This window comes from Pedobacter sp. ok626, assembly GCF_900100435.1.
Classification (GTDB): domain Bacteria; phylum Bacteroidota; class Bacteroidia; order Sphingobacteriales; family Sphingobacteriaceae; genus Pedobacter.
The window spans coordinates 340485-365636 of the sequence record NZ_FNEX01000006.1 but is presented as its reverse complement, the minus strand read 5'-3'; the positions used below and the strand labels follow the sequence as shown (position 1 = coordinate 365636).

The window sequence follows — 25152 nt, the reverse complement described above, 5'->3', positions numbered from 1 at the left end:
AACTAATAAACTGTTAAATGAGCCTTGTCAAACCCGCAAACACATTTGCCAAACGGTACCTGTTATTGTTAATATGCCTGTGTCCGCTTTTAGGTATTGCGGCCGTGCCCCCCTTAAAATTTACAAATATATCCAGCGATAACGGGCTGTCCAACAGCACCGTTAATTGCATATTTCAGGATAGCAATGGCTTTATGTGGTTTGGCACCAAGGACGGGCTAAATAAATATGATGGCTACCAAATGGTAGTTTATAAATATAACGCGCAAAATAAATTCAGCATCAGTGATAACTACATCAGGCATATTTATGAGGACAAGCAAAAAAACCTATGGGTTGGCACCTCCAATGGCTTAAATTTATTCGACCGCGAAAAAGGCACTTTCACATCCTATAAACACCAGGTAAATAATCCGGCATCGTTATCTGATAACAGCATCAACCGTATTTATGAAGATCATCGTGGCAACCTTTGGATAAGCACCTATAATGGCGGCCTCAATTTATTTAACCGGCAAACTAAAAAGTTTACCTGCTATAGAAGGAACGCAACTAATGCATCGTTAAACTACATTAACTACATATTTGAGGATCGTGAAAATAATTTGTGGCTTGCAGCCGGATCGGGCCTAAACAAATTTAATTATCGCAAAAATACCTTTAATGAAGATTTGTTGATCCCTAATTTTAAAGCCAACATACGGGTAATGCAGCAAGCCCCAAATGGTGATTTTTGGATAGGCACCGAAAATGCAGGCATCTACGTAGTTAATGCTAAAACCAAAAACATAAAGCACCTTTATCATATTAAAACGGATGCATCAAGTCTAGGTAGCAATTCCGTTACCGATCTGATATTTGATAAAAAAGGGAATCTGTGGGTCGGTTGTGTAAACGGCGGCTTAAACTTACTTACCCCAGGCAGCAATTCCTTTTATCATTATACCGAAGATCATGTAAATAACCCCGGTACGCTGCCGCAACGAACCGTATCTACACTTTTTGAAGACAACCAAAGTAACCTGTGGATTGGCACCCACCGCGGAGGGGTTAGGTTATATACGCCGAAATCACAAAATTTTGAGCTTTTTCAGCATGAGGAAAAGAGCAACAGCTTAAGCTATAATGATGTTAAGGCATTTTATGAAGACACTAACGGCATTATCTGGATCGGCACCGATGGCGGCGGACTTAATAAATACAACCGCGCAGATAACTCCTTTAAACATTACCGCTATAATGCCTTTGATAACAGTTCCATTAGCTGTGATGCCGTGCTTGATATTATAGACGATAACCGGGGTAACCTGCTGGTAGCTACCTGGGGCGGTGGCCTCAATATTTTTAATGCTAAAACCGGGAAATTTAAACGGCTTTTAAACAACCCAAAGGATAACTCCAGCATCAGTTCCAACCATGTTTACAAACTATTGAAGGACAGGAAGGGCAATATTTGGATCGGCACTTATAATGGCGGCCTGAATCGTTATCATCCCGACAATAATACTTTCACCAAGGTAACGAAGGACCCGCAGAGTAAGACCAGTTTTTTTGGCTATGACATTGTATCGTTAAATGAAGATAAAAAAGGCAATATATGGATAGGTACAGATGATGCCGGTCTTAACTGCCTTGATGAAAATACAAACTCCTTCAGACACTATTTTTTAGGGCAGGAGAAAAACCCCATTATTGAGGTAATTTATACCGATAGCAAAGGCCGGGTTTGGGCAGGGCAATCCGGTCTTTATTTGTACAATGAAGCCAAAGATCAATTTAATTTATATCCTAAAAGCGGTGTACTGGCTAATGAATTTATTAAAGGCATTGTGGAGGATGAAAATGGCCTGCTATGGATCTCAACAATTAACGGATTAATTAAATTTGATCCCGATAAAGGCACCTATAAAAAATACAACAAGGCCGATGGCTTGCAGGGCGAAGAGTTTTCTGCTAATGCCTTTTTACGGGCTAAAGACGGTAAGCTATTTTTTGGTGGCATAAGCGGGTTCAATTCCTTTTATCCTAAAAACATTATTACCAATAACTTTATACCGCCGGTATATTTAACCGAGTTCCAAATTTTTAATAAAAAAATTACGCCCTTTGATCATAACTCGCCCTTAAAAACCGATATTAACCTTGCTAAGGAAATTGTTTTAAAATACAACCAGTCCACCTTTGCACTATCATTTGCAGCGCTTAATTATACCGCAGCCAGCAATAACTTGTATGCCTACAAACTCGAAGGGTTTGATAAACAGTGGAATTATATTGGGCACGATCGCAAGGCGTTTTATACCAACATAGACCCCGGCACATACATATTTAAAGTTAAGGGATCAAACAACAATGGGGTCTGGAACAACCTGGTTACCACCGTTACCATTATTATTACGCCTCCATACTGGCAAACCATCTGGTTTCGCATTTTAGTGGTCGTTATTTTTATAACAGGTGCTTATTATACCCTAAACTTTAAACGGCAGCTTGAGCTAGATAAGCTCGAAAAAAAGAAAAAGGAGGAACTGCACCAAATACAGCTTCAGTTTTTCACCAACATATCGCATGATTTACGTACCCCGCTTACACTGATTATGGGCAGACTGGAAACACTGATGAAGGAGGAAGTGGGCATAGCAGCCGGCCGCCATTTTTCATCGCTGTATAAAAATGCTAACCGACTGATGAATTTGATCAACGAGCTCATGGATTTCAGAAAGGTGGAATCGGCCGCCTTATCGTTAAAGGTAGCTAAAGGCAACATCGACCTGTTTATTGATGAAATTACAGACGAGTTTGTTGTGCTTGCACATGAGAAACAGCTAAGCCTCTCCTTCAAGAAAAACCTAACCATAACCGATACATGGTTTGACCGCCAAATAATGGAAAAAATAGTTTTAAACCTGATTCATAATGCGATTAAGTACACCCCAGCTGGTGGAAAAATAACAGTGGAGATTGCCGAGCCCGAAAATATGATCATCAACAGCTATAAAAACGAGTTACTGATTAAAAGCGACCATCAATCTAAAAAAAGCCTGGCCATTAAAGTTACCGATACCGGGATTGGTATTGATAAGGACTCGCTAAAGCATCTGTTTGAGCGTTATTACAGGATCTCAGAATCGCACCTGGGATCGGGCATTGGTCTGGCCTTTGTGAAAAGCCTGGTTACCCTGCACAAAGGTGAGATTTGCGTATCCAGCGAAAAAGAAAAAGGCACCGAAGTAATTATTAAAATACCTTGTTTAAAGGATGATTACAACGATTCCGAAATTTGGAACGAAGCCTTGGCCGAAAGCACTGTTCAACTGGAAAGCGTGATACCAGCCCTGCAATGTACAACCGAGGCAAGCAGTACAGCGGTTGACGATTTGATGGAGGAAATTAATACAGACACCGTTAAAAAGCACATTTTAATAGTTGATGATAACCCCGAAATAATTGAATTGATTAAAGATAGCTTAAGCAGTTATTATCAAATTTCGATAGCGGCAGATGGCACAGAGGGGATTGTTAAAGCTAAAGAGGAACACCCAGATCTCATCATTAGTGATATTATGATGCCAGGGTTAAATGGTATTGATTTTTGTCGACTGATTAAGGAAGACCTGGAAACCAGTCATATCCCTTTTTTATTACTGACGGCTATGGATAATCTCAATTCCAAAATTGAAGGAATAGGATCAGGTGCCGATTATTATTTTTCCAAACCTGTTAACTTTAAACTGCTATGTTTAACCATTAAAAACATTTTTGAACAGCGACAAAAGCTAAAAAATCATTACACTAAAGGTCACCAGATTGAGGTTAGGGACCTGGTACATTCTGCCCGCGATAAGGAATTCATTGATCAGCTACTCGTACACATCAACGCCAACATGACTGATACCTACCTTGATGCCGATTTCCTATCTGCAGAGATGTGTATGAGCAAAACCAAGCTCTACAATAAAATTAAAAGTATTACCGGCCAATCAATTGGTGAATTTATCCGCAGCATCCGGCTGCAAAAAGCGAAGGAAATAATGATTCATGAAGATGTTTTTATTACTGATGTGATGTATCGGGTGGGTATACAAACGCAATCGTACTTCACCAGGGCCTTTAAAAAAGAATTTGGCACCCCACCTACCCAGTTTATTCAACAAATAAAACATACCGACGTTTAAAGGTTGCCTTTATTTGGGTAAATAAAACGCAGCAAAGGCCGCTCCTGTTACCAGGGCGGCCTTTTGGTTATCATATGTGGGTTAATTTAGTTCCAGTCGTTACTGATATCCTTTGCAACATTTGGATTTGCGTTTTTCTCTGAGATAGGGATAGGCAGCAGCATATTTCTATCTTGAAAAGGTTGCGTCCCATCTTCTATTAGTCGCTGGGCGTTGATTGTTTGCTTGGCAATACCCCAGCGGATCAAGTCGAAATAGCGGGATTGTTCGCCGGTAAGCTCCAGCTGTCTTTCGCGCATCAGGATACTGAAAGCATTGGTCTGATTACCCAATATTGGGTAGGCTGGTGCTCCTACCCTGCCTCTTACCTGGTTAATTAAACCAAGTGGCTCATTTCCAGTATCACCTTGCTGAATGTAAGCTTCGGCTAATAACAGCAATACATCGGCATAACGGATTACCTGTCCGTTTATACCACTTTGCGGTCCCCCATAAACAGCTATTGAATTATAGTATTGATATTTTAAATAATGGTAGCCTTTAGCCGCAAACGGATAAGCAATTGCCCCGCCGGTACATTGCTGGCAATATTGCGTTTGTCCACCGCTAGCCGCATCGCCATAAAAGGTAAAGGCCGCACGTGGGTCAACATAGGTAACACCAGTCTGCGGGTTAGGATAGGTAAACGCTTTAACAGCAGTTGTGGTGATAAACACATTGCTCCAATCATTAAAACCATATTCCTGTGCCCGCCCCGAATGGGTTGCCTTGCCATTAATTTCCTGTCCGCCGAATACATAATACTGACTGCCAATACCCCAGTCCGTCCATGTTTGGTTCATAATCTGGAAAACATTTTCCCTATTATTTTGGTTGGTCGTACTAAACAAATCATTGTAGCTAGCTGATAAGGTATAGGTATATGGCGCCTGTGTCAATTTGGTTAACTCAGTAACGGCCAAAGGATATTTCATTTGATAAAGGTATGCTTTACCTAAAAGCGCTGTGGCAGCACCTTTGGTAGCACGGCCTAAATCAGCATTTGCAAAGGCTACCGGTAACTCTGCCTGTGCATCCCGCAAATCTGTTTCAACGAAAGCCCAGATTTCGGCTACACTGGCTCTTGGCTGCTCCAGGTTATTGATGGTTTGTGTATAGCTTATGCGCAATGGTACCCGCCCGTACAAGCTTACCAGGTTAAAATAGGCATAGGCCCGTAAAAATTTTGCCTCGGCAATGTACTGTTTCTGGTGGGCTATTTCTGCAGCCGAACCAGGTATCCATACGCTGGCTCTGTCGATCAGCACATTAGCGCGAAAAACCATACGATACAAGGAGGCCCACATCGCATCCAAAGTTGGCTGGTTATTGCCAAAATTATATTGCGCCAGGTTTAACATATCACCCTGCAGGGGTTGATCATTTTTTGCTTCGTAACCTAAAAGATCAAAAATAAAGTACCAATCCCTAGCCCACATACCGTTGTGTAATAAAGTGGCATAAGTGGCTATAGTTGCCTGGTTCAATACCTTATCACTGGCAAAATAAGTATCGTAGGTATAGGCGTTTTTATTCTGTATGTCCAGATTTTTTTTACAGCTGCCTGCGCTTAGTAATAAGCCCGCACCCAGCAGATATTTTATATATTTTTTCATCACCTTAATCATTAATTTTTAAAATCCTACTTGTATTCCTGCTATAAAGGTTCTTGGCTGTGGTACTTGTCCATTATCTATCCCGCGGGCAAAAATAAAGTCGCTACCACTTACTTCAGGATCATAGCCCTTGTAGTCGGTTATGGTGAACAGATTTTGTGCTGCTGCAAAAATTCTTAATTTGCTCATTACCGTGCCTGTAAATGATCTTAACGTGTTTTTAGAAAAAGTATAACCCAGCGTTAAGTTACGTGCCCGCAGGTAAGCACCGTTCTCGATAAAAAAGTCGGATGGACGTAAGTTGCCTGATGAAGTAACATTCTGGCCCGCTCTTGGCAAGGCTGCCACATCACCAGGTTTCCGCCAGCGGTCTAATATAGCCGTAGTGGCATTATGCCCTGTTGAAGCATTCTCGGTAAAAAATTTAAGCGCGTTGCCCAGTTGAACACCGCTTATGCCAGATATGACCAGGTTAAGATCAAAATTTTTATAGCTTCCGCTTAGGTTAAATCCATAAATAAATTTAGGGATGGCACTGCCCAATACTTGCTGATCTAAGAGATCTACAACACCATCGCCAGTTAAATCTTTAAACAGAAAGTCGCCCGGTTTTACGCCTGCCTGGTATACGGCTGCTGCATTACCTGTTTTTTGCCTTGCGGTGACATTTAGCTCATCAATCTCGGCCTGTGTGCTGGCAACATGATCAACACGATAACCGTAAAATGCACCAATTGGCGAGCCCTTCTGGGTTAGCGTAAGGCCATTTAAATTATTAAAAGCACCGCTAATAATTGGCGATTGGGACAAATTACCCATTGAAAGCGTTTTGTTTTTGTTATAGGCACCATTTGCACTAATGGAATAGTTAAAAGCATGGTTGCTATTGCTTTTGTAGGTTATCTGCAGCTCAAACCCTTTATTTTCGGCATCAGCAGCGTTTGAGGTTAAGTCGCTGCCGATGCCATTTATACCACCAACACCTACACTGGTGGGCAGTGGTACTTTAACAATTAAGCCTCGACTTTTACGTTTGTAATAGCCTGCGTTTAAGGTTAGCCGGTTATCCAGAAATCCCAGATCAAGTCCCACATCGGTTTGCTCGGTCTGCTCCCACCTTAAGTATGGGTTGGAGATGGTAGCTACCGTAATACCGCTAATAAAGGCTTCGGTTGTACCCAAGGAATAAACCAGGTTACCATTGGGATAACCGCCATAGGTAAATACGTCGGTTAAACCCAGGGCAAATTTATTGTTACCTGTACGCCCCCAGCCGGCACGCAACTTACTATCCGAAAGGAAGGGAAAGGCCGATTTAACAAAGCTTTCTTCGGTAAACTTCCAGGCAAAACCTACACCCGGAAAGTTACCATACCGGTTATTGATCCCAAAGTTTGAGGAACCATCGCGACGGATACTGCCCGATAGGATATACCGATCATTAAATGTATAAATTAAACGGCCGTACCATGATTGTGCCTTGCCAAACTGAGTGCCGTAACCCGAACCATTACCCGTTGTGCTAACCGTAGGTGCAACGCTGATGTCCTGAACATTATCATTAGTTAAGCCTGTACCTAAAACAGTAAGCACCTTGTTATAACCGGGATCAATATAACTCGTACCTAAGGTGGCCGAAAAGTTATGCTTGCCAAAGTTGTTGTTGTAGGAGAAGTAATTTTCGAAAGTATAGGTAAATGAGGTCCCGAATGAGCGACCTGCCTGCCTGCCATAGGCCAGGTTATTGGAGCCTACATACGGATATTGGTAGGAATCGGAATTATTGGTATTGTAGGTTCCGGAAAGCTGCGACCTAAACGATAGACCCCTGATTAATTTTACCTCCCCAAAAACCTGCGGGTATAAGGTTAAACTATTGCTTTTGCTGTTCTTAACACCTAAATCCTGTAAGGGGTTACCCACATTGCTATTATCATCCACGTTGGTAACTATAGAATAGCCGCCAAGCACATCCGGATCCAGTATAGGTTTGTACGGTGCGTACGTAAGACCGCCAACAAGGTTTGCGCCTTGTCCCGATCCCCGGTTATATCTTAAATTTAAGGTTTGGCCAAAATGGAAACGCCCCAGTTTTTCATCAAGCGAAAAACGGCTGAACAAACGGTCATTACGGGAGCTTTTAAGGAGCGCATCCTGGGTAATATAGCTCATAGATAAGTTATATAGAATCTTGTCGCCCCCGCCGCTCACGTTCAGGTCGCTCTCTGTAGAATAGGCAGATCTGAATACTTCTTTTTGATAATCGGCACGGTCAACCAGTACATCTGCCGTATTCAACTTAGCAGGTACGGCGATGTTTGTGGAAGCTGCGATATCTTTAAGCAAAGCCACATAATCCGCAGCCTTTAGAATATCCAGTTGTCGCCATGCTTTTGAGATACCCGCCTGCGTGTTAAAGGTTACTTGTATTGCACCGGCTTTTGCTTTCTTGGTGGTAACAATTACTACACCGTTGGCTGCTGCGACACCGTAAATAGCGGTTGACGATGCATCCTTTAAAACAGTGATCGTTTCAATATCCTGCGGACTTATGGTCGTAAATACGTTACCATCGCCTTGTATACCATCAATAACATATAGTGGATCAACACTGGTAAAAGAGCCTGTTCCGCGGATAATAATCTGCGAGTTAACGACCTGTACACCGGGCATTTTACCCACAAGTAATTGCGCCGGGCTGAGCGCTGTATTGGCGCCAGCCTCTTTGGCAGATACGGTATTGACCGCAGCAACCAGATCCTTCCGACGGGCAGTACCATAGCCAATTACGACTACTTCATCCAAACCCTTATTATCGGGCTGTAAGGTAATGTTAACCTCGCTTTGGTTGCCAACAACAACTTCCTGCGGCAGGTACCCGACCATGTTAAAAACCAATACAGCCTTGGCATCTACATTGATGGAGAACAAACCGGCAGATGATGCTACAACGCCATTTTTTTTCCCCTTTTCGGTAACTGTAGTACCTGGTAAGGGCTGGTTATTCTCGCCCGAGATCACCTTCCCCTTTACATTTAAAGATTGCGCAAACAGCTGCCCGCAAATAAAGGTTAGCATAATGGGTATTACATAATACCTGATCTTTTTGAGGAGATTTTTTTGGTTAGTAATTTTCATTCTCATATTAATTTATTTGGTTTTAAGTATATAGGTTTGGTTATTGATAACGCTGTGTTTTGAACTGAACAAATCAACCACTTCTTACGTTGTTTTACTTGTCCTATTTATCATTTCTTTTTACCTATTTATCAAAACAAAATATTTGAGAACCAATCTTAAGCTTTGCTATCGGCAGATCATCACCATGGAGCCTATTTTTAAACTTGACAACCTCTATTTTCAGGGAGCATCCGTTCTAAAAGGAGTGGCTGGCAATCCTTCCTTATTGTATAGATTAGCTCCACCGGGATTATTAGCCCAGGCGTACCTAACCGCTACCGGTTGCTGAATGCCGTCACTCCAAACAATCAGTTTGCCATCTTTAATTTCTGACTTTGCCCATACAAATTTTTTGTCATCGCCGGCAATGGCAATTTGTTGAAGAGACTGCCCGTCCCTAATAATTAATCCACCGCCCTTATGGTCAAAATCCAATATCAGTTTGTTCCCTTCCTTTTTTAAGGATTTGTATACCGGCCCCGAATAAACCACACTATTATCGCCATAGGCTATCTTTTGCGCCGCTAGCGCCAGCCTTTTACCTACATCCCTTTTGTTGAGTGGGTGGACATCGTTTGCTTCGCCAATATCGATGGCTACGGCAAGTCCGGTTTTAGGTACCGTTTGCGATACATATAATTGCGCTTCCCTTAACTCGGCCCAGTTACTTTCAACCGGCTGCGTGTTTACCGGTAAAAAGTTAGCCAGCTGAACGATAAGGAATGGAAAATCTCCCTGGTTAAAGCGTTGCCTCCAATCTTTAATTAGCGCAGGCAGCAATGTTCTGTATTCTTTAGCGCGATTGGTATTAGATTCGCCCTGATACCAGGCCACACCCTTGATACCATAGTTGATAATAGGATATAACATGCCATTATATAAACTGGCAGGTGAATAATGAAAACGCGTTGAGCCCAGATATGGCGGCAACGCAAATCCTGTTTTGCAGTACCATTCGCCGGTTAAGCCCAAGGTATCCTTACCACTTACCAGTTTATAATCTTTATCTGCAATAAAGCCACCGCTTCCATCTGTATCGATAATACGTACCGTGATCGTATTTTTACCAGCGCGTAAAGCCGATGCCGGGATCTGGTATCGGCGCTGCTGATATTTGTTGTTCATACTGCCTATCCTGGTTCCGTTTAAATAGGTAATATCTGCATCATCGATCATCCCTAAAATTAAGGTGGCGGGCTTGTTAACCATACTGGCTGGTGCCTCAAAATTCTTTTTACACCACACCACGCCATCCACCGCCGGTAAGGCCTTGGTTTCCCAAAAGCCTGGAACCTGCATAGTTTTCCAATCACCAGGTACTACGTCATCATCCGCCCAGGTTTTGCCGCCGGGTAATAAACCTTTATCATTATTCTGGATATTGGCATACCAGGTATCCGATACCTTTTTATCTTTTTTCATTATACTATCCACATGCTTCGGATCCTTAAAATAACTGAGCGGTTTAAGATACTGATCAAAACCTGTCAACCCCTCCTCACTTACCCAAGCCTCGGCCGGGGTCCCGCCCCAACTGGTGTGAACAATGCCGATTGGCACCTGGTATTTTTCGTAAAGCGACCTGGCCATATAGTAGCCAACCGCAGTAAAACCACCTATGGTAGTAGGGTTAGCTAACTTCCACTGGCCTTCAAGCTCATCAGACGGAGCCACCAGGTTATACCTCTTTTTAACCTGGAACTCTCTGATATTAGGATTAGCGCTTGCTTTAATGTCTTCAGGATATTTCTCAGCCAGGCTAGACATCCCCAACTCCATATTGGATTGCCCCGAGCAAACCCAAACATCGCCAAATAAGACATCCTTTATGGTAATAGTTTGCTGCTTATCGGTAATCACAAGTGTGCCAGTTGTGCCTGCTTTAGCGGCAGGCAATAATACTTTCCAGCGGGTATCTGCGGCGCTTGTGGTACGGTAATCCTTACCGTTAAACCTAATAGTGATGTTATCGCCGACTGGCGCCCATCCCCAAATAGTGATCTTTTTATCACGTTGCAGTACCATACCATCACTTACCAGGGCCGGTAATTTAAGCTGCGCAGTAGCTTCTACTGCGAATAATAAAATCAGCGTTTTTAGTATTAATAATTGTTTTTTCATCGCATTAATTTAAGTTAATTTTCCGGTTGTCCCACATATATGCCATTGCCATTAGTACCAACAAACACTTTTCCGTAGGTTATACGGTCTGCCGCCATGGCGTTGGGCTCCATGCCCATTCTATAGGCAGGCGTATCAATGCGCAGCCAGGTCTTGCCGTTATCGTCCGACCGGAAAATACCATCTTTTATACCATTTACTGTTCCTAAAACATAAATAGCCGGGGTATTAACGGCGGCCTTGCCACAGGCAAATAAACGCGAATATTCAACCGCCCCTACCCGGCTGAATGATGCACCCGAATTAGTAGAGTGAAACAACCCCTTATCTTCCAGCGACAGCCAAACATCGCCCTCAATTCCTGGTGTTGTTTCTATTTTCATAAAACTAGTGTTGTTTACCGATGGTAAGCTAGCGGCAGTTGCTTTAAAAGATGCGCCGCCATTATAGCTCACATAAAATTTGCCGCCTTTATACATATAAAACTTGTCGGCATTCACCTTATCCGCCGCTAATGGGTTAATGTATAAAAAGGTATTGCCGGGTCCTACTGCAGCCGCAGGTGCGCCCACAACCTTATCCCAGGTTTTACCGCGGTTTACAGAGCGATAAACCGGCCCGTTCTGTGTTGCCCATATCATGGTTTCGTTAGCCGCTGATACGGCAATGCGCCCGCCTTTGGCATCAACAGGGCATATCCATTGCTCGTAATGCAGTCCACCATCGGCAGACCAGCCACCCAGCCCTGCACCATCCCATCCCCGTCGCCCTACACGGGCAATAAAATCAGGATTGGTTTCCTGTATGGCAACCCCCGTCATATTGCCCGAAAGCAGGTCCGGTGCTACCCAGGGAAAAAACTTAAACATACTGACAGCTGGTGGCTGTAAAATCGATGGATGATCAAAACCGCCCAGATCCGCTGTACAGGATAATAGCTCGTTAGACCCCGATGGCGGGCAAACCATTACGCCCAGCGTTACAATCTCTTCGTGACCTACGGCCCTGGCCCGCCACAAAACCTCCTTTGCCCGGATATCTGCAGTTTGGTAGGCGTTAAAAAAATCGGAAAACCAAACTTGGTTGTGATTAAATGGATCCCAGCAGAAATCAAAGGTTGAAAGTGCAAAGTGCGACCATTCGGCAAAAGGGACTTCAGAAAAATCGGGCTTTCTAATAATTTTTGTCCAATTAGCACCCCCATCCTCACTGATATAAAAATTAGGTAATTTGCCTGCATTGGTACTTACAATTACCTCTGCGGTTGCGGCCGGATTTATGGCTACGGCTACAAAACTGGTATTTTCTGGCGAAATATTAGTCCAGCTATCTTTATACTTAAATACGCCGGTGCTTGTAGTTACATAAATTGATCCATCGGGATGAAATGCTGCCCGCCGGCTGTTTTTAGGGCTGCCCGGCATTAAAGCAAAGGACGCTCCGGCGTTATCGCTACGATATATACCGTTATGGCATCCAACAATAACAGTTTTGGTCATACCATTTAGCTTGCCGCGACTTGAATCAAAGCCAATAAATTGTCCATTCAGTCTGCTGATCTTTTTCCAGCGGGTCCCGCCGTATTCCCCCCGGTAAGTACCATCACTAAAGCTGGTTACATAAACCACGCTGCTATTGACCGGATCAACCACCAGACGGTCGCCACACAACTGGTCTTTATTTGAGCGCACCTTTAGGCTCAGGCCGGCATCCTGCCAGGTGTTTCCCCTATCAGCCGATTTTATTACTTTGCCGCCAGCTGCCCCAGTAATGCCATACTTGCCCACTGTTGCATAAAGGATATTACCGGTAACATCATTAGGATCTATAGCCAAGCTGGCGCAGGCACCAACATTCCACAAACTTTCCGGTATTCCGTTTAAAAGACCCTCCCATTTTTGCTCCTTATTATTCCAGCGGTAAGGGTTTCCTACATCTGTGGTTATAAAAAACAAATTGGGTACCTTAGGGTGTGCCTTAACATTGATAGTTGCACCGCCACCACCTATACGTACATTGCTCCATTGGTAGGCCTGAGCCGAAGTTTTGCATGCCTGCCCTATCAAAAGTACAAATAGGATGAGCATATATATTTTATGGTAGTTAAAATTCATGAATGTATTTTTTAACGATGCGTCAAAAGAAGCATAAATGACCGGGCTTAATTTGTTCTATTCATCATTTATTTTGACCTATTCATCATAAAGTGATATTGTAATCGCCAGATTCCTGGAAGTCACTAAGAGTTACAGGAACGAAAAGATTTGAGGACGAAAAAAGTAGAACATCATTTAAAGGAAGCCCGGGCAGCAGAATTGGAGATACCAGAAGAACTGGCAAAAAAGAAGGGATGGTTTGGTTTTTAGACGGAAATTTTCATACCATTGTATATACTTATTAAACCAATTCTATGTATACTTATACGCTTTCAAAAGATGATCTATTGATCTTTTTACAACACTATACTTCAACGACGGGTAGATTAAAGAGAGGCAGAAAAACCATGTGGTTTTTAGCCACTTACTTCGTTATTTTAAGTGCTATCTGTTTTTATATAGATAGTAATGTTTTTGCTATCATTCTATTAGTCGTTGCAGCGCTATATGTGCTAACGAGAAACCTATTTATGAAGTATTCAATAAATAAGGCTTTAAAACTAGCAGCAGTAACTGAATTAAGTGGAATGGCTGATTCGCCGATTCAACTGGAAATAAATCAAGATCATTTACATATTATTGACCTGGCTGGTGATTATAAATATAAGTTTTCAGGAATAATACTCATCTCTGAAATAGCTGACCATTTCCTAATTAACCTTAATAACAGCCAAACTCTGATCATTCCAAAAATCAGCACTTCTCTTTGCGACGATATAAAAAAAGCAGTGACGACAAATAATCTGCCCTTTCTCCTTGATTTGGATTGGAAATGGTAATTCTAGGAGAAAACAATAACCAACATGCAAAGTTGTCTACTTTCAGTCTTTAACATCAATTTCAGAATGAAACCAATCAAACAATTACTGACACTATTTACGCTTACTATGCTGGCCGCTTGCCAGACAAATACAGACACTACTAGCAAGCCGGCCGAAAATAAAATTATTGAAGTTCAACCAAATTTTAAATCAATAATCAATGGTTCCTGGGTTCGACGTGTCTATATTGACAATCTCAAGAAAACAAAATCACCAGCCAAATCTGAAAATAATGTAAACTCATTTGTTGAATTATATATTGATGCTAGTAAAATTAAAGGTGACAGTTTAGAAATTGGCGCAGCAACTTTTCACGAAGGCGGTGGCTTTCATATTTTTCTTAGAGCAGGAATAGCTCCAAATTCATTTCCAACAAATATGATAGATTATGATAATAAATCAAATTTTTATGAATTGGGTTATTCAATTTCAACCAAAGACACCTCAATGGTAATTTATCATTACGACAAGAATAAGAAACTAATCGAGCAAAGTGAATACCAAAAAGCTCCCCTACGTACCGAAGAAGCTTTGCAGTATATGGTGAATAAAACTTTAGTGGCAGGTAAATATAAAATGACAGACACTACGGGAAAATCAAGAACTATTCAGTTAACAAATGACGGCAAGATAATCGGATTGCCTGGCTTTACTACTTATTACATTAACACTGACTTTGTAGAAGGTCCAGAAGATAGTCTTGATTTTATTTTCTTGAATTTTCGAATAAAAAATCAAAAATGGTATACCTATGAAATTAAAGGCGATACCATTAATCTTTACGAAGTTATAAAAACCAAAAGCGAAGACGAAGAGATATCGAGTCTTGGACAATTAAAATACAAGCTCATAAAGCACGATTAAAGGCAATCAAAGCCCCTTTCAAACAACTAACTTCATCATTTCGAATAATAATCTACTATTTCCATAGATTTTATTGCGAATAATAAAATACTATACTATATTTGTCCAACTAAACAACTGTTTACCAACAACAAGTAAATGAAAACAGATTTGCATTTTATAAAAATGAAAAGAAAGATGGCTAAAGAAGAAATGTACTTCCTCGTAGACCGCTGTTGTTGTTGCTGCTGATTCAGCCTACTGTAATCGCTACGAAAAACTAACGCTTACACCCCTTTAACAATTTTAAAATATGAAATAGAGGATGTCTAAAAACATCCACATGGCCATGCTATGCAATTTTATCAAAGCAACAACCACCCTAAATAAAACCAATAAACCGACAAATCAATAAATATTAAAATCATGAAAAAAAGCATACTTATCCTTTTATCATTTCTGCTTACGGCAAGCTTTACTTTTGCCCAAAGCATAACAGGTACCATAAAGAATACGAATGGCACTCCGGTTCCAAAAGCAACTGTGAAAATAAGAGGCACTAAGATCTCAACCATTGCTGATGAAAAAGGTTTCTTCAGCATCGATTCAAAGCAAGAGCTTCCATTTTTCCTTCAAGTCAGTTCAGTTGGTTACAAAGCACAGGATTTTCAGATATTAAAGCTTCAGGAAGCACCCTTTGAGTTAGTCCTGGTTGAAAGTGAACTCCTGGACGAGATCGTGGTAACCTCAAGAAGACGTGTGGAGGTGTTACAGGATGTACCAATTGCAATTACCGTTATTGGTGGACAAGCGGCAGAAAATGCAGGTGCTTTTAACGTTAACCGCTTAAAAGAACTGGTTCCTTCTGTTCAATTATATGCTTCAAATGCAAGAAACACAACACTTAATATCAGGGGCTTGGGCTCTACATTCGGTTTAACGAACGACGGTATTGATCCGGGTGTAGGCTTTTATGTAGATGGAGTTTACCAGGCTCGTCCAGCCGCTACTTCTACGGATTTTCTTGACATCGAAAGAATAGAAATCCTGCGTGGTCCTCAAGGTACCTTATTTGGTAAAAACACTACCGCTGGAGCATTTAACATTACGACCACAAAACCAACTCAAATACCTACAGCAAAAGTAGAATTGAGTTTTGGAAATTATAATTTTATACAAGCAAAAACATCAGTTTCGGGTGGTGTAGCCAAAAATCTTGCGGCAAAATTATCTATCTCAGGTACGCAACGTGATGGTACTATCTGGAATACCAGGGAAGAACGCAAATACAGCGGTCAAAATAACCTTGGTTTTAAAGGTCAGTTGTATTACACCCCATCTGATAAATTACAAGTATTGTTAAGCAGTGATGTAAGCATCCAACACCCTGCAGGTTACCCATTGGTAATTGCAGGTGTTACCCCCACAGAGAGAAGCGCTTACCGCCAGTATGCCAAGATTATTTCTGATTTAGGTTATCAGCAGCCTAAAATAGACCCTTTTTCAAGAGAGATCAGCACCAATACACCATGGAAGCAAGATCAATCCATTGGTGGAATATCAGTCAATGTGGATTATAAAATCGGTAATGGAACCCTTACTTCTACTACAGCCTGGAGATTCTGGAACTGGGATCCTACAAATGACAGGGATTTCTCTGAATTCTCTGCATTGACCAAATCTCAAGGTAACTCCCGTCATGATCAATATTCGCAAGAAGTTAGATATGCAGGTAATCTTACGGAGAAAGTAAGTGGCGTAATTGGTGTATTTGCACTTGCTCAAAATTTAAAAGGACTAGCTCAGACTGAAGAAGTGGGTAAAGATCAGTGGAGATTTGTACAAACATCAGCTACTGGTGCTCAAGCATTATATTCAACCCCTGGTCTGTTAGATGGCTTTGGTATAAAAACCAATTCAACCATTAAATCATTGAGTGCTGCCGTTTTTGCTCAGGCTGACTGGGAGTTTATCGAGCACCTACACGTATTACCAGGTTTAAGGTTCACCTATGACAAGAAAGATGTTGACTACGACAGGGTAACTTACGGAGGTCTGCAAACTACAGACGCAGCTTTACTTGCGCTTAAAGCCGCTGTTTATAGCAATCAGCAATTCGCTACAAGTACAAACAACAACAATCTGTCTGGTAACCTTACGTTATCTTATCGCCCTACTACTAAGCTAAACGTTTACGGAAATTATTCTACTGCTTATAAACCAGTTGGTGTTAACGTTGGTGGTTTACCAACTACTTCTACTGGCGAGGCTGACTTGTCTTTGGCTGTAGTGAAACCTGAATACGTTCAACATTATGAGTTAGGTGTTAAAACAAAACCGCTTAAAGGCTTTTTGCTAAACGTAACTGGTTTTAATACGGATATTAAAGATTACCAAACCAATGTTCAATCTCCACAGTTAGGCGTAAACAGAGGTTACCTTGCCAATGCTGAGAAAGTTAACGTAAAAGGTCTGGAAGTTGATGGAAGTTATCAGTTGGAGAAGTTCTTAACTTTAAATGCCGCCGTAGCTTATCTTGATGGCAAATATGTAAAATTCACCAATGCTCCCCTACCTTTAGAAGAAACCGGCCATACGGAACTCGTTAACAACGTTGCTACCCAGGTAGCATTTAAAGATGCTTCCGGTGGCAGAATACCAGGTATATCTAAATGGAATGTTTCGGGCGGTGCAGAATTTAGCGTTGCCGGTGGTTTGGCTACCCAAAATGGTAGATATTTTATTGCTGGTGATGCCAGCTACCGCTCAGAATACTCTTCAAATCCAACTCCTTCAAAAGTGTTAAATGTGGATGGTTATGCGCTATTGAACGCAAGAATAGGATTTAAGTCAGATAAATTCTCAGTTTTTGCCTGGAGCAGAAACCTGGGAAATACGAAGTACTATGAGCAATTGCAAGCTGCTGCCGGTAACTCGGGCTTGTATGCGGGTGTACTAGGTGATCCAAGAACTTACGGTGTTACCTTACGCTATGCTTTCTAAATTCATTTTAGCTAGGCGCTAAGAAATACTTCAAAAAAAGAACTAAGCATCGATTGTGATGTTTAGTTCTTTTTTTGTCCCTTATGCTTTGTCAATCGTATCCATAAGGGTCAAGTCATCTGCGTTAACCCTAAGAATGAGTATCTTGCTCGCATTTTCCACATTTATAAACCAAACCTTTTGATCATTCTGCTCAACTTGAACTGAAAAGGTGATGTTGTGGTCTGGATATTTACCTTTCACAATAGACTTAACATCTTCAGGAACTTCATTTTCTGCAGCATAAATCAAATGATACACTAAGGAACCACCCTTGGTGAATACGGCCCTGTTTTTTTTGTCATTCATGATAAAATTAACTACATACCGCTTATTCACTTCGTACCATTGAGGAGCTACAGCATCCTTAAACAACTGGTTAAATGATTTCGAAACCTCATTATTAACAACCGTCCTACTTGCTGTACCTCGAATTGTTACTTCACTAAGTTTTATCTGTGCAGATGTGCTATTCATTCCTAGAAGGGATATCAATCCACAGAATAATACAAAAAACATCCGTTTTTTCATCATCTTAAAATTTAAATCACATCAAATGTAAACAGTCTTGCAATCCGAGAAATCAATAGCAAGCTACACTCCTATTGAACGAATTCATACAACGGATATAAGCTCATGAACCGCTTTATAATCAGATATAGGTGTTTGGCACACAGAAACATACCATTCATACGATTAATTATGAACAATAAAAGATCTTCTGCGTTTTAGAACAGCAATATCTAGTGCTAAGAATATGATTTGGAAATGCTTAATTGTAGATGACGAACAACTTTCCTTAAAGATCGTTGAAAAGTATAGTAAAATGGTTGAACAACTTGAAGTTGTAGCCACCTGCAACAATGCTTTTAAAGCTATTGAATTTATAAAGACAGAAAGAATTGATCTGATCTTTCTGGATATAAAGATGCCCGAGCTGTTAGGGACAAGCTTTATCAGAACTTTAGCTCAGCCCCCTAAGGTTATCTTTATCACCTCATATCCGGAATTTGCGGTTGAGGCTTTTGAATTAAACGCTATAGATTACTTGTTAAAGCCTTTGAGCCTGGAACGGTTTCTAAAAGCTGTTAACAAGGTGATCAATATGGATAACCAAATTGGAGAAAGACAAAGCGATCACTCCAGATATGGTCACCTTTACTTCAGCGTCAATAGAAAAATGGTTAAAATCCTTCTCGAAAACATTCTCTATATAGAAAGTGTTAAAGACCACATCAAAATATACCGGGATCTGGATACGCCTTTACTAGTTAAACAATCGCTCATCTCAGTGCAATCTATGTTGCCCCCACATCAATTCCTAAGGATTCACAGATCCTTTATCGTTCCTACGCACAGAATTACTGCTTTTACCAACCATGATGTAGAGATTGGTAAAATCGAAATACCGATTGGCAGGCAATTTTTTGGTCAACTAAAAAAACTAGCCTTGCAAAAATGCTAGCGGTTAACCCATAATATTCTTATTTCAGCTTATCAGTACTTAATGTCCAATTATCTGTCCTAAAAGGAACTACAGGCATACCCGCCTTACTAGCCAAATTGCCAATACCGGCATTGCTGAATTGATAGCGTACAGCTAAAGGTGTTTTAACCTGCTTACTTGAAACCACAATTCCATTTCCTTTTATTTTGACTGATGCAGGGTAAAATACCTGATCGGCACCTGCAATAAAGATCTCTTTAGCGGCATTGCCTTTAATCTGTAAACCCGTTTCCGCGTTGTAAAAATCAATTGTAGCAGTGCTTCCATTTATTCTAATAGATTTAAATAGCGGATTTTTATAGGATGCATCCTTATTTAACCCATATGTTTCGGCTATTGCCAGATTTGCCAGGCGTATGCCTACATCACTTTTATTGACGGGATGAATATTTAAAGTATCATTTACTAAATCAGAAACCACAACCATTCCCGTATTTTTTGTAGCTAAATTTCTGATCTGAGCTTCCCTTAATAAAGCACCTATATTGCTACTACCATATTTATATGGAGCTATTTGCACATAATAGAATGGGAAGTCTTTATTCCATGCCTTGCGCCATGAATCGATCATGGTATTGATCAACTCAGTATAAGTTGATGCGGTTTCAGTGTTACTTTCTCCCTGATACCAGATTGTACCTGCGATCTGGTAATTTACCAGCGGCGCAATCATCGCATTGTAAGCATATCCCGGAGTAACAGGCCAGCTTGCTTTAGGTTTATTTTTTAGGGCTGCTTCTTTTAATACAGGCTCATCTTCTACCCTACTTTCAGGAGTCCAGGCTTCGGCAGGTGTACCACCCCAATTGCTACTAATTAATCCAACAGGTACATCCAGCGCCCGACTAAGGTTTTTACCGAAGTAATAGCCTACTGCACTAAATGCCTTTAGATTATTGCTATCACAAACGGCCCAACTGCCATCAACATTATCCTGAGGTGTTTTTGATGTGGTTTTAGGAACATGGAATAACCTGATTTTTAGGTTACTCAGGTCTTTAAATTCGTCTCTAATACTGGTAACACCATTGTTAAAACTCCATTCCATATTCGACTGTCCACTACATACCCACACTTCTCCGATTAAAATATTATCTAGTACAATTGTATTCTGCCCTTGTAAGGTTATGGTATAAGGACCGCCAGCCTGTGGTGTTTGAATATTGACTTGCCAGTTTGCATTGCCATCTGCTTTTGCATCCACCGTTTTATTATCCCAGGAAGTCTTAATCTTTATCTTTTCACCTGGTGATGCCCAGCCCCATACTCTAGTATTCGATTTCTGCTGCAATACCATATTGCTACCAACAATATTTGGAAGTCTAATTTTTGCCTGTAGAGCGGAACTTAGAATTGAAAGTATGAGGAAGAGAAGCTGTTTTTTCATCTGTACAAGATAATTCTTTTAGATAATTTTCTTCCCACCTTTTAAAATAAAAAGTTGCGAACCTATAATGACACTATTTCTTCCATGGTGAGCCCAGTAGTTGTAGAGATGAAATTAAAGGTAGCATATTTCAGGAATGTCCGCTAATCACCAACCCATTCTCTTACGCAATGAAATGATCTGTTCGGCATGATGCGCACCATGCCAGCTGTATTGATTGGTCATTTGCCAAATCGGCATGTATTCTTTATTTCCCGGATGATAATAGGTTCTTGTCCAATCCTCGTCTTTTAAATTATCCAGCAACGTAGCCCATCTGCTATGCAATGCGTGCAACAAAGTAATGGATACATTGACTGGGACAATTTTTACATCCGGCAGTTCGGCCCAAAGATTTTCATCGTACGGACTAACCATCGGCTTCTCTTCTGTCAGTGCTAGCTTTAATCGGATGTAAGCATTCATGTGACTATCTGCAACATGATGCACCACCTGTATAATGCTCCAACCACCCGGACGGTAGGATGTATTTAACTGTGCTTCATCTAGATTTTCAATGCAATAATCGAACAACATCGGTGCCGATCTAATGCCACCAATCCAGGAGCCAATATTATTCGGACTATACTGAACCGCAGGTACAAAACGGCCATTCGGATACATTAAGTCTTCCATTGAATTTTCCATGGGTTGAAAATAACAAAAAAACGCCGGCTTAATGGCAATGAGATCATTTCAGTTTATTTAGATTTCAGCAACAGGGTTCTCGAAGTATAGTTTTCAATTTCTCGGGTGCAGTCCTATTCAAGTCAGACAGATAAATTTCGTGGTGCAGACCATTTCGTTTAAGGTCTTTAGCCTCCATAAATTGCTTCATTTTCTCCAACGTAACAGGTTCCTGATCAAAGGGGCCAACATGCAACATTTGTACAACTGTTCCTTCATTCATTAAATAACCTTCAACATCCTCAACATATTGAAGCGCTTTTTTTTGAATCACAGTTTCAATAGCCTGGTTTATCTGGCTCTGATTTACATAGTCCGGCAAACGAATCATCATTCTATAGTTCCATTCACTTCTTGGCACCTTTAATGGAGCCTCAGACATTCCGTATTCTCCAAATTCTTTTTCATCAAAACTCCATAAACCTTCCAGTTTGGCAACAACAAAATCCTTCCCCATTGCCTTACATGCAAATTTTAGGGTGTAAGCAGTTGCATAAAGCGCTGAGATCTTTTCAGCGAACATTGTTCCTGAAGGATCTCCCTTTCCCGTAATTGATAAAAAAAATGCCTCTTCGATTGTTACCAACTCAGGTTTCTCCTTTGCGGAATAATAGGTCTTGTACTTTTTTGTTAAATCAAGCTTTTCCATTTTTTTTATTTTACTCAAAACAAACCATAGCCACTGACAACCCTATGTCAGTGACAAATCAATATTATTTTTTTTTGAGGGAACACAATATACTTTCCCAATTAACGTCTTTATATGTGAGAGCGTTAATTTAGATGAGCGGAAATAGTTGGATTGACTATTTCCGCTTTTTTTTGACCCCAGTGCCAATGTCCCTTAATGAGGTAGGAAGCAAATTGTCTTTAACTAGAACCAGCCCCTTAGCCTTTTTACTTCTCCAGCTTTTTTTAATTCCCTTCATAACGCCCCTATCACGCGCTGATAACTTACCTGCCAAGGCAGTGCTTAATAAGTTTATACCAACCACACAATCCAGATAATCATTCAAAATATCACTGAACTGATTTAATTCAGCAATATTCGCTTTACCAGCAATAGGAAAATAGTTTTGAAGGGGGATGTGAAATATTTTCAAGCTATACGATACATCTTTCAAGTGTTTTTTTAATGCATGCAGCTGAGTATCCTGAACCTTTGTTCCAATCAATCGGTCGATAGCCCCCGACTTTTGATGGATAAATCTATCTATTCTTTTTTTTGATAGCCGATCAGGGGCACGCTTTGTCATATGCTTAAGTATCCGATGAAATCGAAACTGCTTCAAAGCAATAAGTAGAATACTTTTTGCCTCGGCTATTTGCCGTAATACCTGGTATGTATAGCCATCTTTTTTCTTATAAAAAGGAATGATGTGATCGTAATATATTTGCAAATCACGAACGCTACCTGAATACTGATAAATCTTCTTTAATTTTGAAGGTACTTTCAACTTCTTTTTAGCTGAAGATCCCAATCTAACCAAACGTACAAAAGCTCTTAGTTTCTTGAATTGAATCCGTAACTGGTGTATAACCTCTTTATCCCCACTATACATAATGAGGATAGCATATTTTTCAATACACTTCATTCTTTTTTCAATGAACCTTTTTATCCGCTTTCTTTTCATCCCAATAACAGTATTCCTTAACAAGACAAACAAAGGGATAAATAGTTTCTTGACATAAGCGAACATTTTTTGCTTAATTTTACCGCAAATACTTAACAACATGCCTTTTTCGTCCTTAGGTTTATCACCTGCTTTATTAAAAGCACTGACAAATCAGAATTTCACCATACCTACCCCTATTCAAAAAGCAGCTATACCAGCTATACTAGATAAAAAAGACGTCTTAGGTATTGCTAAAACTGGGTCTGGGAAAACTGCTGGTTATGTTTTGCCGCTTTTAATGAATTTACAGCAAACTGCAGGTGTAAAAAATCGCCATGCCAATGCATTGGTTTTAGTACCTACACGAGAACTGGCGGAACAGGTAAAAAATGTATTCCAAACTTTTAGCAAAGCACTGCCTCAGCCCATCAAAACACTAGCAGTATACGGTGGTGTTTCCATTAACCCGCAAATGATGGCTATGCAAGGTGTAAATGTGCTTGTTGCTACACCAGGAAGGTTATTGGAATTAATAGAGTCTAACGCAGTACATTTATCTACCATCGAAACATTGGTTTTAGATGAAGCTGATAAAATGCTTAATCTAGGCTTTAAAGAAGAGCTGAACAAAATTCTTGCGTTGTTACCTAAAAAGCGTCAAAATCTACTATTCTCTGCCACTTTGAGTCCTGATATTGAAAACATTAACCAAATCTTGCTTCATGATCCGGTAGTGATTAAAATAGAAGCTGGGGAAGATACACTAGACACGATAAATCAGCTCGCCTATATTGTTTCGGATGAAAAGAAAGGCCCTTTCTTGCGCTATCTGATCAATCACCATGAGATGAAACAAGTACTGGTATTTACTTCTTCTACTCACCAGGCTGATGCTGTGGTGAACAAGCTTCGCAAAAATAACATTGATGCCAAAGCCATTCACAGTAAGAAAAGTCAGGGTTCCAGAACTGAATCTTTATATCTTTTTAAATCAGGCAAGCTTAGGGTATTGGTGGCCACAGATTTAATGGCAAGAGGAATTGACATTAACTTCCTTCCTTTTGTGATTAACTACGAATTACCACGATCACCTAAAGATTATGTACACCGGATTGGTAGAACTGGTCGTGCAGAAAACGCAGGCGACGCAATTTCATTAGTTAGCCAAAATGAATTACATCATTTCGAGGTTATTCAAAAAAAGATGGGCAAGCAGGTGAAAATGATTGACAGTGAAACCATGAAATAGCAGAGAGTTTACCGCGAAATCCAATCTGGTTTAGTAAGCTGATAGATATAATTTAATTTGACAGGTGAAACTTCTTGTTCAGCAATCTTTTTGGCGCCAAGTTTTGCTACAGCCTTTTGGGAACGTAAATTTTGACTTCCTACATGAAAAATAACGGCGTCTAGATATCCAAAGGCATGAGTGATCATTAGCTTTTTTAAGGCGGAGTTATACATTCCACCCCAAAATGCTCTGCCAATAAAGGTGAAACCAATAGCAACCTGCGCTTCCTCTAAATCATAATACCTCGAACTTCCAATAACCTCACCAGTCTCTTTGGACAATATCAGATAAGCACCTTGGGACGCTAATGCTCCCTCAAAGAAGCTTTCGAACACATCCCGACGATAGCGGTCACTGTTGGGATGTTGCTCCCAAATTAATGGATCTGAAGCAACTTGATATAAAGATTCAAAATGCTCCGCCTTTAACGGTATGATCTGGATAAGCTCATCTGCTAATTCCCGCTGTTTATCAAACCTGTTATTCATGCTTCTTTTATGTTAAGATAACTGATTAAATAGCTTTTTTTTTAATTAGATATTGCACAATTTCATGATTTTATCCCTGATAAAAAACAATTAATTTACGAAAAATATGGATTCAAGAATTTTCAGCAGTAAAGGCAATTGTAT

Annotated in this window: 16 protein-coding genes; 6 read left to right on the top strand and 10 right to left on the bottom strand. The window is 40.5% G+C overall.

From position 1 onward, the window contains the following. Window positions 1-17 precede the first annotated feature (17 nt). Window positions 18-4175 (top strand): two-component regulator propeller domain-containing protein, encoded by a 4158-nt coding sequence (locus tag BLS35_RS11365; RefSeq protein ID WP_090780947.1) that lies wholly within the window; start codon window positions 18-20, stop codon window positions 4173-4175. 86 nt (window positions 4176-4261) lie between these two features. Here the strand turns inward: BLS35_RS11365 and BLS35_RS11360 are convergent, their stop codons facing one another. The 4 genes from BLS35_RS11360 to BLS35_RS11345 all read right to left on the bottom strand — a co-directional run bounded on the left by BLS35_RS11360 (window position 4262) and on the right by BLS35_RS11345 (window position 13245). Beyond that, the gene (locus tag BLS35_RS11360) at window positions 4262-5830 is read right to left on the bottom strand and encodes a RagB/SusD family nutrient uptake outer membrane protein (protein WP_090781021.1); all 1569 of its coding nucleotides are present in this window, start codon (window positions 5828-5830) and stop codon (window positions 4262-4264) included. Between the two features lie 18 nt (window positions 5831-5848). Beyond that, the gene (locus BLS35_RS11355) at window positions 5849-8968 is read right to left on the bottom strand and encodes a SusC/RagA family TonB-linked outer membrane protein (protein WP_165973239.1); all 3120 of its coding nucleotides are present in this window, start codon (window positions 8966-8968) and stop codon (window positions 5849-5851) included. Between the two features lie 222 nt (window positions 8969-9190). Further along, window positions 9191-11131 (bottom strand): sialate O-acetylesterase, encoded by a 1941-nt coding sequence (locus tag BLS35_RS11350; RefSeq protein WP_090780943.1) that lies wholly within the window; start codon window positions 11129-11131, stop codon window positions 9191-9193. Between the two features lie 14 nt (window positions 11132-11145). Further along, on the bottom strand, window positions 11146-13245 hold the full coding sequence (locus tag BLS35_RS11345) for a WD40/YVTN/BNR-like repeat-containing protein (RefSeq protein WP_090780941.1): 2100 nt from the start codon (window positions 13243-13245) through the stop codon (window positions 11146-11148). 296 nt (window positions 13246-13541) lie between these two features. Here BLS35_RS11345 and BLS35_RS11340 point away from each other — a divergent pair, with 296 nt between their 5' ends. From BLS35_RS11340 to BLS35_RS11330, 3 genes are all read left to right on the top strand, one after another. Beyond that, a complete protein-coding gene (locus BLS35_RS11340) occupies window positions 13542-14066 on the top strand; it encodes a YcxB family protein (protein ID WP_090780939.1) in 525 nt (174 codons plus the stop codon). Between the two features lie 66 nt (window positions 14067-14132). Beyond that, window positions 14133-14972 carry a hypothetical protein gene (locus BLS35_RS11335; RefSeq protein ID WP_090780937.1) on the top strand — a complete coding sequence of 280 codons (840 nt, stop codon included), beginning with the start codon at window positions 14133-14135 and terminating at the stop codon, window positions 14970-14972. A gap of 405 nt (window positions 14973-15377) precedes the next feature. Continuing rightward, entirely contained in the window at window positions 15378-17954 is a 2577-nt protein-coding gene (locus tag BLS35_RS11330; RefSeq protein WP_090780936.1) for a TonB-dependent receptor, read from the top strand. Between the two features lie 81 nt (window positions 17955-18035). Here the strand turns inward: BLS35_RS11330 and BLS35_RS11325 are convergent, their stop codons facing one another. Next, window positions 18036-18470, bottom strand: coding sequence for a hypothetical protein (locus BLS35_RS11325; RefSeq protein WP_132225947.1), 435 nt, complete (start codon window positions 18468-18470; stop codon window positions 18036-18038). Between the two features lie 280 nt (window positions 18471-18750). On the opposite strand from BLS35_RS11325, the gene BLS35_RS11320 reads away from it, so the two are divergent. After that, window positions 18751-19458, top strand: coding sequence for a LytR/AlgR family response regulator transcription factor (locus tag BLS35_RS11320; RefSeq protein WP_090780932.1), 708 nt, complete (start codon window positions 18751-18753; stop codon window positions 19456-19458). Window positions 19459-19477: 19 nt separating this feature from the next. Here BLS35_RS11320 and BLS35_RS11315 read toward each other — a convergent pair whose 3' ends face one another. The 4 genes from BLS35_RS11315 to BLS35_RS11300 form a co-directional block, all read right to left on the bottom strand. Continuing rightward, the gene (locus tag BLS35_RS11315; protein ID WP_090780931.1) at window positions 19478-20887 is read right to left on the bottom strand and encodes a sialate O-acetylesterase; all 1410 of its coding nucleotides are present in this window, start codon (window positions 20885-20887) and stop codon (window positions 19478-19480) included. A 147-nt stretch (window positions 20888-21034) separates the two neighbouring features. Beyond that, window positions 21035-21574 (bottom strand): YfiT family bacillithiol transferase, encoded by a 540-nt coding sequence (locus BLS35_RS11310; RefSeq protein ID WP_165973240.1) that lies wholly within the window; start codon window positions 21572-21574, stop codon window positions 21035-21037. A 64-nt stretch (window positions 21575-21638) separates the two neighbouring features. After that, a complete protein-coding gene (locus tag BLS35_RS11305) occupies window positions 21639-22262 on the bottom strand; it encodes a GyrI-like domain-containing protein (RefSeq protein WP_090780929.1) in 624 nt (207 codons plus the stop codon). A gap of 157 nt (window positions 22263-22419) precedes the next feature. Further along, on the bottom strand, window positions 22420-23208 hold the full coding sequence (locus BLS35_RS11300) for a CHAD domain-containing protein (RefSeq protein WP_165973241.1): 789 nt from the start codon (window positions 23206-23208) through the stop codon (window positions 22420-22422). Between the two features lie 139 nt (window positions 23209-23347). Here BLS35_RS11300 and BLS35_RS11295 point away from each other — a divergent pair, with 139 nt between their 5' ends. Beyond that, window positions 23348-24478 (top strand): DEAD/DEAH box helicase, encoded by a 1131-nt coding sequence (locus BLS35_RS11295; RefSeq protein ID WP_090780925.1) that lies wholly within the window; start codon window positions 23348-23350, stop codon window positions 24476-24478. Between the two features lie 8 nt (window positions 24479-24486). On the opposite strand, the gene BLS35_RS11290 is transcribed toward BLS35_RS11295, so the two are convergent. Then, the gene (locus BLS35_RS11290; protein WP_090780923.1) at window positions 24487-25008 is read right to left on the bottom strand and encodes a GNAT family N-acetyltransferase; all 522 of its coding nucleotides are present in this window, start codon (window positions 25006-25008) and stop codon (window positions 24487-24489) included. Between the last annotated feature and the right edge of the window lie 144 nt (window positions 25009-25152).